A 14,362-nucleotide genomic window follows, 5' to 3' on the forward strand; every position below is an offset into this window, starting at 1 on the left:
GGAGACGATCCCGTGCGGCGCTCCGGTTTTCGCGTCCGGGTACGGCTCAGGCGCAGTGGAACTTCGCCGCCGCCCAGTCGGCGTGGTCCCCCGTCTTGGACCCGTTGGTGTCGGTGACCTTCAGCCGCACCTGGCGTACGCCGTCGAGCTTCACGTCCACCGGCAGGGTGGCCGAGGAGCCCGTCAGCTTCGGTGAGGTCCACAGCACCTTGCCGTCGCCCTCCACCGAGAACGCGACCTCGCCGTAGCCGTCGATCTCGTCGTCGATCCCGACGTCGGCCGTGAACGCGGTGCAGCGGCCGCCGAGATGGACGGCGATGTCGGAGTCGGCGTGGGTGCCGATCCCCTTCTCGTACGCCTTCCCCGCGAGCGTCAGCGTCTTCCCGTCGCTCGCGCCCGACTCCCCGTTGGAACGGTCGCGTTCGGCGGGGCCGTAGCCGTTGGTCTCGGAGAGCCAGGCAAGATCGCTCGCCCAGGCGTCGCCCTCCGGGGCCGGGGGCAGTACGGACACGGCGAGCCGCTGCTGACTCGTGCGGGCCTCCCCGGCCGCCCGGTAGCGGGTCAGCGCCGTCAGCGTGGTCTCGCGTACCTCGGCGTCCTTCGCCGGGGTCAGCGCCACCTCGACCCGGCGGGTGGTTCCCGCCGGGATCCGGCCCGGGACCTTCGCGGTGGCGGCCTGCCAGCCCTCGGGGACCTGGAGGGAGACCGTGGTGTCGGTGAGGTCGGACCGGCCGGCCGTCACGTCGACCTGGACCGTGCCGGGCGTGCCCGCTCCGGCCTCCTGGCCCGTGGGGGCGGTGAGGGCGGCGGCCGCCGATGCCTTCTTGCCGCCGACCGCGCTGGTGCCCAGGAGCTTCACCGTGAACTTCTTCGCGGTGCTCAGGGGCGCGGTCTTCACGTGCACCACGCCGCCCCGGTCGTCACGGTCGTACCACCAGCCCTGCCGGGCCTTGTCGTACGCGGCCTTCGAGGTCAGCTCGGGCAGCGTCCGGTCCAGCTTCACCGCGCGCGGCTCGGAGCCGGTGTGGACGGTGAACTCGTAGGGCCGGGTGGTCTGTTTGCCGGTGAAGCTGCCCCGGCTCTCGTTGATCGTGACGGAGACGTCGCCCGCGCCGTGCTTGGGAGCCCGGACGTCGGCGCGCTGGGTGGCGTACTTCCCGTCGCGGTGCTGACGGGTGACGCCGTCGTCCTCGTACAGGGTGAAGGAGGTCTTCCCCTGCGGGTAGACGTCCCAGGCCAGCGGGGAGTGGGCGGTGCGGTCGCGGTACGAGCGGATGCCCGGCCACATCGGGATGGCCGCGCCCGCCTTCACGAAGAGCGGCAGGGTGTCGAGCGGGGCGCTGTAGGAGTCGATGGTGGTGGGGCCCTCGTAGGTGCGGCCGCTCCAGTAGTCGATCCAGGTGCCCTTGGGGAGGTAGATGTCCTTGCGCTCGGTGGTGTCCTGGTAGACGGGCGCCACGAGGAAGTGCTCGCCGGAGAGGAACTCGTACTTCGCGGCCTCCGTCGACGCCTTCGGGTCGTCGGGGTATTCGAGGACCAGCGGGCGGACCATGCCGACACCGGTCTTGGTGGCCTCGTGGGCGTAGCTGTACTGGTAGGGCAGCAGCGACTCCTTGAGTTTGAGGTAGTCGCGGTTGACGGAGGTGTACGGCTCCCCGTGGCGGAAGGGCTGCTTGTCCATGGGGGCCCAGCCGTCCATGGTCATCGTGGTGCCGAGGAACATCTTCCACTGGAGGTCGCGGGTGTACGTCTTGGCGCTGCCGCCGAAGATCCCGTCGACGTCACCGGTGGTGTAGGCGAGCCCGGACATGGTGGCGCCCGCGTAGGTGGGGATCTGCCAGCGGATGTACTCCCAGGTGCCGGACTGGTCGCCGGACCACTGGACTCCGCAGCGCTGTGCGCCCGCCCAGCTCTCGGGGGCCCAGGTGAAGCCGCGTGCGTCGCTGTGGTCCTCGATGCCCTGGTAGGCGTCCTTGCAGGCGTCGAGGGCGAACTTGTAGCCGGGGCCGACCCAGGCGACGTCGAGCTTGGCGACCCGCTGGCCGGCCTTGACCTGGGCTTCGAGGTTCTCGATGCCGTCCTCGGTCCACAGGCCCAGCTCCATCTTGCGGTCCTTCAGCCCTTGGGCGGTCTCCTCCAGGTCCTCGTAGCCGCAGCCGTAGCCGTCGTTGACGAGCATCCAGCCGTTGGGCATGTCGTTCTCGACGTAGCCGTCGGCGACCTTCAGCGAGTCCAGCGTGCGGCGCTCGCCCCGGTTGGCGTTGTGGAGGTAGCAGTCGGCGTCGCCGATCTCCATGCCGTAGACGGGCGGCAGGAACGGCTTGCCGGTGAGGTCGGTGTACTGGCCGATGACGTCCTTGGCGGCGTCGGCCCCCTCGCCCGCGAAGTAGTAGGCGTCGAAGCGCTGTTCCTTCGCGCTGGTCGTCACCGGGTCGGTGAACGCGTAGGTGCCCGGGGCGTAGGTGTTGCGGAAGACGCCGTAGCCGGCCGAGGAGAGGTAGAACGGCACGGAGTTGGGGTGGCCGCCGTCGTCCCAGTTGTAGTCGACGGCGACCTCGACGGTCTTGTCGCGGTGGGTGGTGTTGCCGCGGCCGTTCTGCATCCCGGCGCCGTAGAACTGCTCACCGGCGCCCCGGGCCAGCGTCTGGACGGTCTGCTCGCCGGTCCAGCTCAGGCCCTTCGTCTCGGACCAGATGCGGCTGCCGTCGGCCCGGTGCAGGGCGAAGCGCAGCGGCTTCTTGTAGGCCCGCAGGGTGACCTCGCCCGTCGACAGCTCGTAGCGGTCGCCGCGCTCCTTCCAGCGGGTGCGGGGCGGTTCGCCCTGCGGGAGCACGATGTCGTCGCCGGTGGGGTCGGTGAACTTCCCGTCCGGAGCGAGCTCGATGCGGAAGGTCTCGTCCGAGACGAAGCTGACGCGGGCCTCGGCCTGCCCGGCGGTCAGCCGGTAGACCGCCCCGTCCGCGCGGAAGCCGGTCACGTCACCGACGGTCGTGGTCTCCGTGCTCTCCGGCGGGGCCTCGTCGGCGTGGGCCCCGCCGGGCCCCGAGAGGGCCGCGAGCAGTCCGAGCAGTGCAGCAACCGCTGCCGCTCTCATGCGCGTTGATGTTTGCATAGAAGGCTTTTAGCGCAACTTCGAGCACATGACCATGGACAAAAAGGAACCGGCCCCGAACTTCGTAGAGAAGTCCGAGGCCGGTTCGAGCCATCGGGCGGGCGGGAAAACCGCCTACAGTGCGACCCCCAGCAGGGCATCGACCGTACGCGAGACAAGGCCGGGCGCGCCCTCGTCGGTGCCGCCCTCCGCGCCCTGGAGCGCGGCCCAGCGGTCCACCGCGGCGAGCGCGGCGGGGCTGTCCAGATCGTCGGCGAGGGCTTCGCGGACCTCCTCGACCAGCGCGTCGGCGGACGGCCCGTCGGGGCGGGATACGGCGGCCCGCCAGCGCGCGAGGCGCTCGACGGCCTCCGCCAGCACCTGGTCGGTCCACTCCCAGTCGGAACGGTAGTGGCGGGAGAGCAGCGCGAGCCGGATGGCCGCCGGGTCCACGCCGTCGCGGCGCAGCGCCGAGACGAAGACCAGGTTGCCGCGCGACTTGGACATCTTCTCGCCGTCCAGGCCGACCATGCCGGCGTGGACGTAGGCCTGGGCGAACGGGTGCTCGCCGGTCAGCGCCTGGGCGTGCGAGGCGCCCATCTCGTGGTGCGGGAAGGCGAGGTCGGAGCCGCCGCCCTGGATGTCGAAGCCCATACCGAGGTGGTCGAGCGCGATGGCGACGCACTCGATGTGCCAGCCCGGGCGGCCCTCGCCGAGCGAGGCCCCGTCCCAGCTCGGCTCGCCCGGGCGGGCGGCCATCCAGAGCATCGGGTCGAGGGGGTTCTTCTTTCCGGGGCGCTCGGGATCGCCGCCGCGCTCGGCGGAGAGCAGGCGCATCGCCTCGGCGTCGAGGCCGGAGACCTCGCCGAAGTGCGGGTCGGCGTCGACGGAGAAGTAGGTGTCGCCGTCCAGGTCGTAGGCGGCGCCCGCGTCCCGGAGGCGTTCGACGAGGGGCACGATGCCCGGTATGGCCTCGACCGCTCCGATGTAGTGCTGCGGGGGCAGCATCCGCAGGGCGGTCATGTCCTCGCGGAAGAGCGCCGTCTCGCGCTCCGCGAGCTCGGTCCAGTCCTGACCGTCGCGCACGGCCCGCTCCAGCAGCGGATCGTCCACGTCGGTCACGTTCTGGACGTAGTGGACCTGCCGCTTGGTGTCGAGCCACACGCGCTGAACCAGGTCGAACGCGTTGTAGGTCGCCGCATGACCCATGTGGGTCGCGTCGTACGGCGTGATGCCGCAGACGTAGATGCGGGCGACGGGACCGGGGTCAAGGGTGATCCGTCCGCCGGTCGCGGTGTCGTGGATCCGAAGGTCGCGGCCCTTGCCGGGCAGGGCGGGGACCTCAGAAGCGGGCCAGGCATGCATGTCATGAGCGTAACCGGACGATGCTTCCGGATACGAACCGGCTCCGGAAACCTGTCCGAAGAGGCACTCTTGCGTGAAGCCCCTGGTGGGCGGTAGAGCCTGCCGCCTCAGCGCTACACGGGCGGCCAGGGGATGGGCGGCCACTGGCCGCTCGGCTGCGGGTGCACGGCGCCCTTGGCCAGAGCGGCGACCCGCTCCCGCAGGGCCTCCAGCTCGGCCGGGGTGATGAGTTCGGCCATCCGGGTGGCGAGAGCGGCCCTCGGCGCCAGCTCGGCGGCGAGCCGGCCCAGCACCGCCAGGGCCTCCTCGGTGAGCGGCTCGCCCGCCCAGCCCCAGAGCAGGGTCCGCAGCTTGTCGTCGGCGTTGAAGGTGACGCCGTGGTCGATGCCGAAGAGCCGGCCGCCGGGCGCCGGCAGCAGATGGCCGCCCTTGCGGTCGCCGTTGTTGATCACCGCGTCCAGCACCGCGAGCCGCCGCAGCCGGGGGTCGTCCGCGTGCACGAGCAGCGCGGTCTTCCCCTCCCCCACGTCCGCGAAGCCCACGGCCTTCCACCCGTCGCCCGGTTCCTCGCCCTCGACGAGCGCCAGCAGCTCGGGGGCGTCCTCACCGTCCTCGGGTCCGTCGATCCAGAGCTGGACCATGCCCTGCCCGTACGGCCCCTCCCGCAGCACGGTCGGCGGCACGAGGTCCCAGCCGGTCGCCCGGGAGATCTCGTACGCGGCGACCTCCCGCTGGGCGAGGGTGCCGTCGGGGAAGTCCCAGAGCGGCTGCTCGCCCGCGACCGGCTTGTAGGCGCAGGTGCGCTCCTCGCCCTCGTACGCCACCGTGCAGTGCAGCACCGCGTTGGACGCCCCGCCGACCTGCCCGAGGACGGTGAGCGTGCCCTCGCTGAGCAGGGTGAGCGACTCGGCGTCCGTCAGGCTCCGCGACGGTATCCGTTCTGGCGCGGGCATACGTGTCCTTCCGGATCGAGCGGCAGGCTGCACAGCGGGCACGGCGGGCGGCCGGCGTTGACGACGTCCAGGGCCCGCTTCGCGAACGCGCGGGCCTGGGCGCCGCTGAGCCGCACGCGGAGCATCGGCGGGCCGTTCTCCTCGTCCTGGAGGAGCTTCTCCTCGGCCTCCGCGAGGTCGTCCTCGGAGTCGGCGTCGAGCTCGACGAGGGCCTGCGCCTCGACGATCATGCGCTGTTCCTCGCCGTCCCAGGCCAGGGCCATGGTGCCGACCCGGAACTCCTCCTCGACGGGGACGTCGAGCGGCGCGGTGTCGGAGACGTCGGTGGGGGCCACGGCGGGCACCGGGGAGTTGCCGCCGGTGCGGCGTACGACCTCGTCGAGCAGTTCGTCGATCCGCTCGGCGAGAGCGGCGACCTGGGTCTTCTCCAGGGCCACGCTGGTGACCCGGCCCTGGGAGGACGCCTGCAGGAAGAACGTACGGCGGCCAGGCAATCCGACCGTACCGGCCACGAATCGGTCCGGTGGGTCGTAGAGGAACACCTGACGGGACACGTCCTGCTCCCTTGAGCTTCGATGGTGGTTGGGCGGCGCTACGGCGCGTCCACCCTACTGCCCGAAGCGATCACGGCGCGCCCGCGCCGCCCCCGACCGTCGCGTCCGCCGAACCGTCACCGGCGGGCGACGCGGCGGCGTCGGCCCCGACGGAGTGTTCGCGGGGGGCCAGGGAGGCGAGGTCGCCGGTGTCGCCGAGCCGCAGGAGGAAGGGCCGCAGCCGGGTGTAGCGGATCGCGGTGACCGAGCAGGGGTCGACGTGGATGCGCTGGAAGAGGTCCAGGTGCATGCCCAGCGCGTCGGCGACCAGCGCCTTGATGATGTCGCCGTGCGAGCACATGACGTACGTGGCGTCCTCGCCGTGCTCCGCCTCGACGCGCTCGTTCCAGTCGCGTACGGCGTCGACGGCGCGGGCCTGCATGGCGCGCATGGACTCACCGCCGGGGAAGGCCGCGGCGGAGGGGTGCTGCTGGACGACCGACATCAGCGGCTCGTCGGCGAGTTCGGCGAGCTTCCGGCCCGACCAGTGGCCGTAGTCGCACTCGCTGATCCGGTCCTCGGTGTGCAGGGGCAGGCCCGGGCGCGCGTCGAGGAGCGGCTGGAGCGTCTGCCGGCAGCGTTCCAAGGGGCTGCTGACGGCGAGAACGGGGACCACGGCGGAGAGCCGGCCGGGGAGGGCGGCGGCCTGTGCGGCGCCGCGTTCGTCGAGGGAGACGCCGGGGGTGCGGCCCGCGAGCACCCCGGCGGTGTTGGCCGTGGAGCGTCCGTGGCGTACGAGGATCAGCGTGGGCATACCCGCCAGGGTACGACTGAGGTGCGTGAGGCCGGGCCGGGGGCGGCGGAGGTGCGTGGGAACGGGTTCACGGGGAAGAATGCCCGCCGTGATCGTGGACTGTGCCATCTACCGGGACGGGCGCCGCACCGAAGGGCCCGACGACTTCTCCGAGGCCCTGGACGAGGCCCGCGGATCCCTTGACGCCTTCCTGTGGATCGGGCTGCATGAGCCGACGGAGCAGGAGTTCGACCGCGTCCGCGAGGAGTTCGGGCTGCATCCGCTGGCCGTGGAGGACGCGCTGCGGGCGCACCAGCGCCCCAAACTGGAGGTGTACGACGACTCGCTGTTCGCCGTCCTCAAGCCGATCGTCTACGAGCCGAAGAGCGACACGGTCAGCGCCGACGAGCTGATGGTCTTCGTCGGCGACTCGTTCGTGGTGACGGTCCGGCACGGCGAGGGCGCCCCGCTGGCGGCCGTGCGCCAGCGGCTGGAGTCCGAGCCCGAGGTGCTCAAGCACGGCCCGACGGCGGTGCTGTACGCGATCAGCGACGCGGTCGTGGACCACTACATGGACGTGGCCGGCGAGCTCCAGGTGGACCTGGAGGAGCTGGAGACGCAGGTCTTCGCGCCGACCGGCTCGGGCGACTCGAAGAACACCGCCGCCCGGATCTACACCTTCAAACGGCAGGTGCTGGAGTTCCGCCGGGCGGCCGGTCCGCTGACGGCGCCGATGGCCCGGCTCGCGGGGGCAGGCGTGCCGTTCGTCCACGAGCACGCGCAGCCGTTCTTCCGGGACGTGGCCGACCACCTGACCCGCGCCAACGAGCAGGTGGAGGGGTTGGACCGGCTGCTCTCGGACATCCTGTCGGCGCATCTGGCGCAGATGGGCGTGCGGCAGAACGACGACATGCGCAAGATCTCCGCCTGGGCGGCGATGGCCGCCGTCCCGACGATGGTGGCGGGCATCTACGGCATGAACTTCGACCACATGCCGGAGCTGCACTGGCCGTGGACGTACCCGGTGGTGGTCGCGCTGATGGCTCTCGCGGTGTACGGGCTGTACCGGCTGTTCAAGCGGCGCGGCTGGCTCTGAGGGCTGTCGGCCGGTTTCAGGCGTACTCGTGCTCGAGCACGGCGGGGCTGCCGAGCGCGTTGCGCCGCTCCGGCATCTCCAGGGTCACCATGCGCCGCCAGCCGACGAGGCGCTCGTAGGCGTACACCGCGTGGATGCCCGCGGCGAGGACGGCGGCCCTGGGGCGGGACCAGCCGAGGATGCGGCCCATATTGGCCATCACGGCGAGGCTGACGTCACGGTAGACGCGGATCTCGGCCAGGGCGCACTCGCGCATGATCCGCTGGATGGTGCGGCCGTGCCCCTCGCGCGCGAGGGACAGCAGTTCCTCGTGGCAGTAGGCGAGGTGGTTGTCCTCGTCGTTGGAGATCATCTTCACCGCGCGGCCGATGTCCGGGTGGTCGGCGAAGTAGCGGCGCAGCAGCCGCATCTGCTCGGAGGCGCGCTGCTCGGTGATCCGGCTGTGGGCCAGATAGGTGATGATGTCGCGCTCGGTGAGCCGTTCCTCGCCGCGCAGCCGGGAGTGCGCGAGGCCGATGCCCTGCTGCTCCAGGAGCATCGTGTAGTCGGTCTCCGGCGGGACCTTCACGGGCGGCAGTCCGCGCTTCTTCAGGAGGGCGTTGAAGATCCGGCCGTGCTTGTCCTCGTCGGCGCCGTGACGGACGATCCTGGGGGCCAGGTCGCTGCGGCCCTCGGGGACGAGGGCGGCGATCCGCGCGTTCTCCCAGCCGCCCTGGGCCTCGCCGCTCGCCGCGATGGAGCAGAAGAGCCGGTAGGACTCGTCGTCGTCCAGGATCTCCTGGAACAGGGTCTGCGCTGAGAGCATGACGGCCACCTCCGTACCCATGGCCCGCGGAGCCGAGTCCGCGGAGCAGTAGTCCGCAGAAAGAGTCAAATGCGCCGCCGGGCGCTCGGCAACCGGAGCGGTCACGGACAGCACAGGGCGACGGTCGCGGACGGCACCCGCCCGGGCGGCGTAACCCCTGGGCGTGCGGAGCGTTGTTCCGGGTGACGGCCGTGGCGGGGAAGACCCCCGAGCCCCCACCACGGCCGTAGTGCTGCCCCCGAGCCCCTGAAGGGGTTACGCGAGCCCGGAGCGCTCCAGGGCGTCCGTGCCGGCGCGCAGGGCGGTGAGCCGCTCCTCCAGGGTGAAGCCGGCCGGGGCGAGGTTGAGCGTGGTGACCCCGGCGGCGGCGTACGCCTGCATCCGCTCGGCGATCCGCTCGACCGGGCCGAGCAGCGCGGTCTGGTCGATCAGCTGGTGCGGTACGGCGGCGGCGGCCCCGGCCTTGTCGCCGTCCAGGTACTTGTCCTGGATCTCGGCGGCCTCCTTCTCGTACCCCATGCGCTGGGCGAGCTGGTTGTAGAAGTTCTGCTTGCGGCTGCCCATTCCGCCGACGTACAGGGCGGTGTACGGGCGGAACATGTCGGCGAGGCCGGTCACGTCGTCGCCGACCGCCAGCGGCAGCGTCGGGCTGACGTCGAAGCCCTCCATGGTCTTGCCGGCCTTCTCGCGGCCCGTGCGCAGCGGCTGGATCGCGGTCTCCTCCAGGTGCTCTGCGGAGGGGAAGATCAGCAGGGCGCCGTCGGCGATCTCGCCGGTCTGCTCCAGGTTCTTGGGGCCGATGGCGGCGATGTAGAGCGGGATGTGCTCGCGCTGGGGGTGCACGGTGAGCTTGATCGGCTTGCCCGGCCCTCCGGGCAGCGGCAGCGTCCAATGCGCGCCCTCGTAACTCACGCGCTCACGGGTCATCGCCTTGCGGACGATCTCCACGTACTCGCGGGTGCGGGCCAGCGGCTTGTCGAACTTCACGCCGTACCAGCCCTCGGAGACCTGCGGGCCCGAGACGCCGAGGCCGAGCCGGAAGCGGCCGCCGGAGAGCGAGTCGAGGGTGGCGGCGGTCATCGCCGTCATGGTGGGCTGCCGGGCCGGGATCTGCATGATCGCGGAGCCGACGTCGATCGACTCGGTCTGGGCCGCGACCCAGGTCAGCACGGTCGGGGCGTCGGAGCCGTACGCCTCGGCCGCCCAGCAGACGTCGTAGCCGAGCCGGTCGGCCTCCTGCGCGACGGCGAGGTTGTCACCGTCCATGCCGGCGCCCCAGTAACCGAGATTGATGCCGAGCCGCATAGCCGCTCCCCTTACTGATCAGTAACGTCTCTTTCTCCGGACTCTAGCGCGGCTCGCGGTCATCCGGCAGGCCCGGCGGACCTCCGGTTGTCCACAGGGCTGCACCCCGTGGGGCCGTGGCCAGTAATCTCAGCGCCCATGGAGCAGAGGCATCTCGGCCGTACCGGCCTTCGCGTGTCCCGGATCGGGCTCGGCACCCTCACCTGGGGCCGGGACACGGACGAGCACGACGCCGCCGACCAGCTGAAGGCCTTCTGGGACGCGGGCGGCACCCTGGTGGACACGGCCGATGTGTACGGCGGCGGCGAGGCCGAATACCTGCTCGGGCGGCTCGTCGGCAGCCTGGTCCCTCGTGAGGATCTGGTCATCGCCACGAAGGCCGGAAACGTCCCCGACCCCTACCGCCGTTTCAACGGCTCGCGTGGGCACCTTCTGGCCGCCCTGGACGCCTCCCTGGAGCGGCTCGGCACGGAGTACGTGGACCTGTGGCAGATCCACGCCTTCGACCCGTCGACCCCGCTGGAGGAGACGCTCCAGGCGGTGGACCTGGCCGTCTCCTCGGGCCGCGTCCGCTACGCGGGCGTGTCGAACTTCTGCGGCTGGCAGCTGGCGAAGGCGGCCACCTGGCAGCTCGCCGCGCCTGGAGTGCGCACCCGGCTGGCCAGTACGCAGATGGAGTACTCGCTGCTCCAGCGGGGCATCGAGCGCGAGGTGCTGCCGGCCGCGTTGGACCTCGGGATCGGGCTGCTGCCGTCCTCCCCGCTGGGACGCGGCGTGCTCACCGGCAAGTACCGCCAGGGCACCCCGTCCGACTCCCGGGGCGCCTCCGAGCGGCTCGCCCCGTTCGTCGAGCCGTATCTCGACGACGCGGCCGGCCGGGTCGTGGACGCCGTGGCGACGGCGGCGGACGGACTGGCGACGAGCCCGCTCCAGGTGGCGCTCGCCTGGGTCCGGGACCGGCCGGGGGTGGCCGCGCCGATCCTCGGTGCGCGCAACGCCGGGCAGCTCGCGGAGGCATTGTCGGTGGAGGCCCTTAGTCTTCCCTACGAGATCTGCCAGGCGCTCGACGATGTGTCGGCGCCCGTGCACCGCTATCCCGACCAGGACTGGAGCACCCTGTGACTGCGCTTCCCGGGGAGACCCCCGGCACGGACGACGTGACGGCCGAGGACGTGACGGCCGAGGCGGCCGCCGACCCCGCGCCCGCCGAAGCGCCCGGAGCCGCCGAGGACGGGGAGGCCGAGGTCCAGGAAGCTGCGGCAGCCGAAGGCCCGGCCGCCGACGCCACGACCGCGGACGGCACGAGCGCGGACGGCACGACTGCGGACGGCACAGCAGACGCGTCGCCCGCCTCCGAGCTTTCGGAGGCGCAGGCCGAGCTGGCCGCCCAGCGCGAGCTGCGGGAGCGGATCGAGAAGCGCAAGGCGGAGAAGGCCGCGCCCATCGCCGCCGGTACGGGTCTGAGCGGCACGGCCGCGGATCTGCTCGCGGCCGTCCGGGCGGTGGAGAGCGGCGAGAAGGCGGGCTCCGCGTTCTTCTCCTCGCCCGCCCCGGCCCCGGCCCCCCGGCGTCCCGCCCCGGCCGCCGCACCACAGCCCCGGACCCCCGCGCCCGAGGCCGCCGCCCCCGCCCCGCAGGCCGCCTCGCCGGAGGCCGTGGACGCGGTGCGCGCGGTGCTCGTGGAGGGCGGGGCCCCCGAGGCGCTGGCCCGCCCGGCGGTCGGCGCGCTGAGCGAGCAGGCGGCCGAGCTGCTGCGCACCGACCCCTGGCAGTTGCTGGCCGTGCCCGGTGTGCGGCCGGAGCAGGCCGACGGCTTCGCCCGGGCCCTGCTGGGCGCCGACTGCGGCCCGGACGACAGGCGCAGGACGGCGGCCCTGGTCGGCTGGCTGCTGGAGCGCGCCGCCCTCCAGGGCCACACGGCGCTGGACGCCGGGACCGTACGCACGGCGCTCGCGGAGCGTGCGGTGAGCGACCCGGACGCGGCGGTGCGCGAGGCCGTCGAGGAAGGTGTCGCCCTGCTCTTCCAGGAGGGTGAGGACCTGGAGCCGGACGCGACCGAAGCGGCGGACGGCGAAGAGGACGAGGCGGACGGGGCAGGGCCCGCGGCGGACGCCGACACGGACCGGGAGCCGGTCCAGGTGCTGCTGGGCCTGGACCGCTACGCCCTGGCCGAGGAGAGCCTCGCCGACGGCCTGGCCCGGCTGGTCAACGCCTGCGAGAAGGCCGCCGACTGGGCGGAGGCCGCTGCCGCCGCCCCGAGCCCCTCGGCCGCCGAGCTGATCCGTACGGCGGCCGCCGCCGGACTGGTCGCGCACAGCGGCGGCGAGGCGGCCCGGGCCGAGCCCGCCGCGCTGATCGCTGCCGCCCGGGGCCTGGGGCTGCGGGCGCTGGGCGCCACCCACAGCGAGGACGGCCGCCGGCGGCTCGCGGCGGCCACCGGCGATCCGGACACGGCGGTCACTCTGGCCGGTCTGCTGTCCGGCGCGCAGGGCCCCGGCCGGGACGAGGACGGGGCGCTCGCCCTGGACCTGCTGGTCGTGCTGGACGCCCCGCAGCTGGACGTGGAGAGCGCGGCGGTCCTGGTCGAGGCGCTGGCAGACGGCACCCGGCTGGTGCTGAGCGGCGACCCGGGCGTGCTCGGCTCGGCGGGCGCCGGGCGGGTGTTCGCCGATGTGCTGGCCGCCCGCGCCTGCCCCCAGGTCGTCTCCCGCACCCCGGACCCCGGGCCGATCGGCGAGCTGGTCTCCGGCATCGGCATCGGCGAGCTGAACCAGGTCGACGCCCCGGGCAAGGAGGTGGTGATCGTCCCGGTCCGCGACGCGGGCGAGGCCGTCCACCGCACCGTGCAGCTGGTCGCCGACTCGGTGCCCCGGGCGTTCTCCATCCCCGCCGAGGAGACCCAGGTGATCACGGTGGGCCACGGCGGGGCCGCCGGGACCAGGGCGCTGAACGAGGCGCTGAAGCAGCGGCTCAACCCGGGGCCCGGCCGGTTCGGCGGGTTCGACCCGGGCGACCGCGTCGTCCATGTGCCCGCGCCCGGCCGCGCGGTGCCCGGGGTGGTGCGCTCGGCCGACGCCGAGGGGCTGCGGCTGGACTGCGGGGGCGTCCCCGTCGTCGTACCGCAGGAGCGGGTGGAGTCGTCGGTGCGGCACGGCTGGGCGCTCAGCGCCCATCAGGCGGCGGGGATGCGCTGGCCCGCCGCGGTCGTGGTGCTGCCGGGCGACGCCGCGCAGGGACTGAGCCGGCCGTGGGTGTACACCGCGTTCGGCCGGGGCGAGCGGCATCTGTCCGTGGTGCACGGGGTGGACCAGGCGCTCCCCCATGCGGTGGCGCAGGTTCCGGCCCAGGAGCGGACGACCCGGCTGCGCCCGCTGCTGGAGGCGCTCCCGACGCCCGACGCGGCTTCGTAGCCGGGCCAGGACAGCGGTGGGGCCCCGGCGCGTCGTACGTGCGCCGGGGCCCCGCCGTCACGTCCGGTGCGGGAGAGAAGTCGAAGGGGTGGGGTCAGAGGCCTCCCACCGCGGGCCCGGCGAAGTCCTCGTCCGGCTCGTCCTCCTCGTCGAAGACAGCGCTGACGTCGAAGCGGCAGACGACCAGTTCGGGTTCGGCGTCCTCGAAGGGGGCGCCGAGCCACTCCCCCGGCTCCGGTGCGGTTTCGCCGGCCGAGACCCAGAGGGTGGAGTCCCCCTCCTCCAGGCCGAACTCCTTGTGCCGGGAGGCGATCTCGTCCGGTTCGTACTCGCCGAAGAGGACCCCGAGCGCGGAATGGACGCTGGTGCCGACCACCGGGGTCGTGTCCTCGGCGCCCGGACCCGCGTCGACGTCGGCAAGGCGCTGGGCCTGGGCGAGGAGACGCTCGGGCTCGGCGACCACGTAGTCGCGCCGGATCAGGACACTGAGCGCGCTGGGCTCCGCGGGACCGGCGTAGGGCGGCAGGGAGTCGTCCGCGCCGGGGATCTCGAAGGGCGTGACTTCGTCGTAGCGGTCGTAGAGGAGTTCGTCGTAGACCTCGGCGGCAGCGGCAAGGCCGTTGAACGCTTCGTAGACGGCGGGGTCGTCGTCCCCGGTACGGCGTTCGACCGCGTCGAGGTGACGGTCGATCGCGGCTTTGACCGCTTCGGCGGCGGCACGTACCTCGGCAGCGGTGGGCTGCGCAGCATCAGACATAGTGCAGACGCTATCCGTACCGGGGCGCTGCCCGCACAATAGATGCGATGCCGGAATACGAATTCATCGACGTGTACGTGCCGCGCGGGGTCTCCCGCAAGGAAGCGGCCCGACTCCTGACCGACCACGCCGAGTACGGACACTGGGAGCTGGACCGCCTGACGCTCCGCAGGGACGGCAGCCGCAGGGTGCGGCTGCGCAGGCGGATCATCCGCCAGCTACGGGCCACCTGGTGAAAGGAAGCGGGCCCCGCG

The 14,362-nt window shown here is 72.8% G+C and carries 12 protein-coding genes; 4 read left to right on the forward strand and 8 right to left on the reverse strand.

What is annotated here, in order from left to right; translation table 11 throughout:
• Positions 1-46: 46 nt before the first annotated feature.
• The 5 genes from ACFWM7_RS25755 to ACFWM7_RS25775 form a co-directional block, all read right to left on the reverse strand.
• Positions 47-3,112 carry an NPCBM/NEW2 domain-containing protein gene (locus ACFWM7_RS25755; RefSeq protein WP_383264534.1) on the reverse strand — a complete coding sequence of 1,022 codons (3,066 nt, stop codon included), beginning with the start codon at positions 3,110-3,112 and terminating at the stop codon, positions 47-49.
• A 114-nt stretch (positions 3,113-3,226) separates the two neighbouring features.
• Complete coding sequence (mshC, locus tag ACFWM7_RS25760) at positions 3,227-4,456, reverse strand: cysteine--1-D-myo-inosityl 2-amino-2-deoxy-alpha-D-glucopyranoside ligase (RefSeq protein ID WP_383264537.1); 1,230 nt, start codon at positions 4,454-4,456, stop codon at positions 3,227-3,229.
• Positions 4,457-4,569: 113 nt separating this feature from the next.
• A complete protein-coding gene (locus ACFWM7_RS25765; RefSeq protein ID WP_383264540.1) occupies positions 4,570-5,409 on the reverse strand; it encodes an SCO1664 family protein in 840 nt (279 codons plus the stop codon).
• Entirely contained in the window at positions 5,373-5,963 is a 591-nt protein-coding gene (locus tag ACFWM7_RS25770) for a DUF3090 domain-containing protein (protein ID WP_030085580.1), read from the reverse strand. The genes ACFWM7_RS25765 and ACFWM7_RS25770 overlap by 37 nt, the downstream gene beginning before the upstream one ends.
• 70 nt (positions 5,964-6,033) lie before the next feature.
• On the reverse strand, positions 6,034-6,756 hold the full coding sequence (locus ACFWM7_RS25775; protein WP_383264543.1) for a histidine phosphatase family protein: 723 nt from the start codon (positions 6,754-6,756) through the stop codon (positions 6,034-6,036).
• Between the two features lie 79 nt (positions 6,757-6,835).
• Here ACFWM7_RS25775 and corA point away from each other — a divergent pair, with 79 nt between their 5' ends.
• Complete coding sequence (corA, locus tag ACFWM7_RS25780) at positions 6,836-7,831, forward strand: magnesium/cobalt transporter CorA (RefSeq protein WP_383264545.1); 996 nt, start codon at positions 6,836-6,838, stop codon at positions 7,829-7,831.
• A 16-nt stretch (positions 7,832-7,847) separates the two neighbouring features.
• Here corA and ACFWM7_RS25785 read toward each other — a convergent pair whose 3' ends face one another.
• Together ACFWM7_RS25785 and ACFWM7_RS25790 are read right to left on the reverse strand one after the other, a co-directional pair.
• A complete protein-coding gene (locus ACFWM7_RS25785; RefSeq protein WP_383264548.1) occupies positions 7,848-8,636 on the reverse strand; it encodes a ferritin-like domain-containing protein in 789 nt (262 codons plus the stop codon).
• A gap of 255 nt (positions 8,637-8,891) precedes the next feature.
• Complete coding sequence (locus ACFWM7_RS25790) at positions 8,892-9,941, reverse strand: LLM class F420-dependent oxidoreductase (protein ID WP_383264551.1); 1,050 nt, start codon at positions 9,939-9,941, stop codon at positions 8,892-8,894.
• Positions 9,942-10,079: 138 nt separating this feature from the next.
• Between ACFWM7_RS25790 and ACFWM7_RS25795 the strand changes: the two genes are divergently transcribed.
• Positions 10,080-11,063 carry an aldo/keto reductase gene (locus ACFWM7_RS25795; RefSeq protein WP_383264554.1) on the forward strand — a complete coding sequence of 328 codons (984 nt, stop codon included), beginning with the start codon at positions 10,080-10,082 and terminating at the stop codon, positions 11,061-11,063.
• Positions 11,060-13,351, forward strand: a complete 2,292-nt coding sequence (locus tag ACFWM7_RS25800) for a helix-hairpin-helix domain-containing protein (protein WP_383264557.1) — start codon at positions 11,060-11,062, stop codon at positions 13,349-13,351. Before ACFWM7_RS25795 ends, ACFWM7_RS25800 begins: the two co-directional genes overlap by 4 nt.
• 94 nt (positions 13,352-13,445) lie before the next feature.
• On the opposite strand, the gene ACFWM7_RS25805 is transcribed toward ACFWM7_RS25800, so the two are convergent.
• On the reverse strand, positions 13,446-14,108 hold the full coding sequence (locus ACFWM7_RS25805; protein ID WP_383264560.1) for a hypothetical protein: 663 nt from the start codon (positions 14,106-14,108) through the stop codon (positions 13,446-13,448).
• A gap of 47 nt (positions 14,109-14,155) precedes the next feature.
• Between ACFWM7_RS25805 and ACFWM7_RS25810 the strand changes: the two genes are divergently transcribed.
• Positions 14,156-14,344 carry a DUF5703 family protein gene (locus ACFWM7_RS25810; protein WP_030114174.1) on the forward strand — a complete coding sequence of 63 codons (189 nt, stop codon included), beginning with the start codon at positions 14,156-14,158 and terminating at the stop codon, positions 14,342-14,344.
• Positions 14,345-14,362 lie beyond the last annotated feature (18 nt).

The organism is Streptomyces sp. NPDC058375 (assembly GCF_042723425.1).
Lineage (GTDB): Bacteria > Actinomycetota > Actinomycetes > Streptomycetales > Streptomycetaceae > Streptomyces > Streptomyces durocortorensis.

Excerpts from the sequence above, each read along its gene's own strand:
- ACFWM7_RS25765 (WP_383264540.1), bottom strand. The coding sequence starts at position 5,409 with ATGCCCGCGCCAGAACGGATACCGTCGCGGAGCCTGACGGACGCCGAG.
- ACFWM7_RS25775 (WP_383264543.1), bottom strand. The coding sequence starts at position 6,756 with ATGCCCACGCTGATCCTCGTACGCCACGGACGCTCCACGGCCAACACC.
- corA (WP_383264545.1), top strand. The coding sequence starts at position 6,836 with ATGCCCGCCGTGATCGTGGACTGTGCCATCTACCGGGACGGGCGCCGC.
- ACFWM7_RS25755 (WP_383264534.1), bottom strand. The coding sequence starts at position 3,112 with ATGCAAACATCAACGCGCATGAGAGCGGCAGCGGTTGCTGCACTGCTC.
- ACFWM7_RS25805 (WP_383264560.1), bottom strand. The coding sequence starts at position 14,108 with ATGTCTGATGCTGCGCAGCCCACCGCTGCCGAGGTACGTGCCGCCGCC.
- ACFWM7_RS25785 (WP_383264548.1), bottom strand. The coding sequence starts at position 8,636 with ATGCTCTCAGCGCAGACCCTGTTCCAGGAGATCCTGGACGACGACGAG.
- ACFWM7_RS25795 (WP_383264554.1), top strand. The coding sequence starts at position 10,080 with ATGGAGCAGAGGCATCTCGGCCGTACCGGCCTTCGCGTGTCCCGGATC.
- ACFWM7_RS25790 (WP_383264551.1), bottom strand. The coding sequence starts at position 9,941 with ATGCGGCTCGGCATCAATCTCGGTTACTGGGGCGCCGGCATGGACGGT.
- ACFWM7_RS25810 (WP_030114174.1), top strand. The coding sequence starts at position 14,156 with ATGCCGGAATACGAATTCATCGACGTGTACGTGCCGCGCGGGGTCTCC.
- mshC (WP_383264537.1), bottom strand. The coding sequence starts at position 4,456 with ATGCATGCCTGGCCCGCTTCTGAGGTCCCCGCCCTGCCCGGCAAGGGC.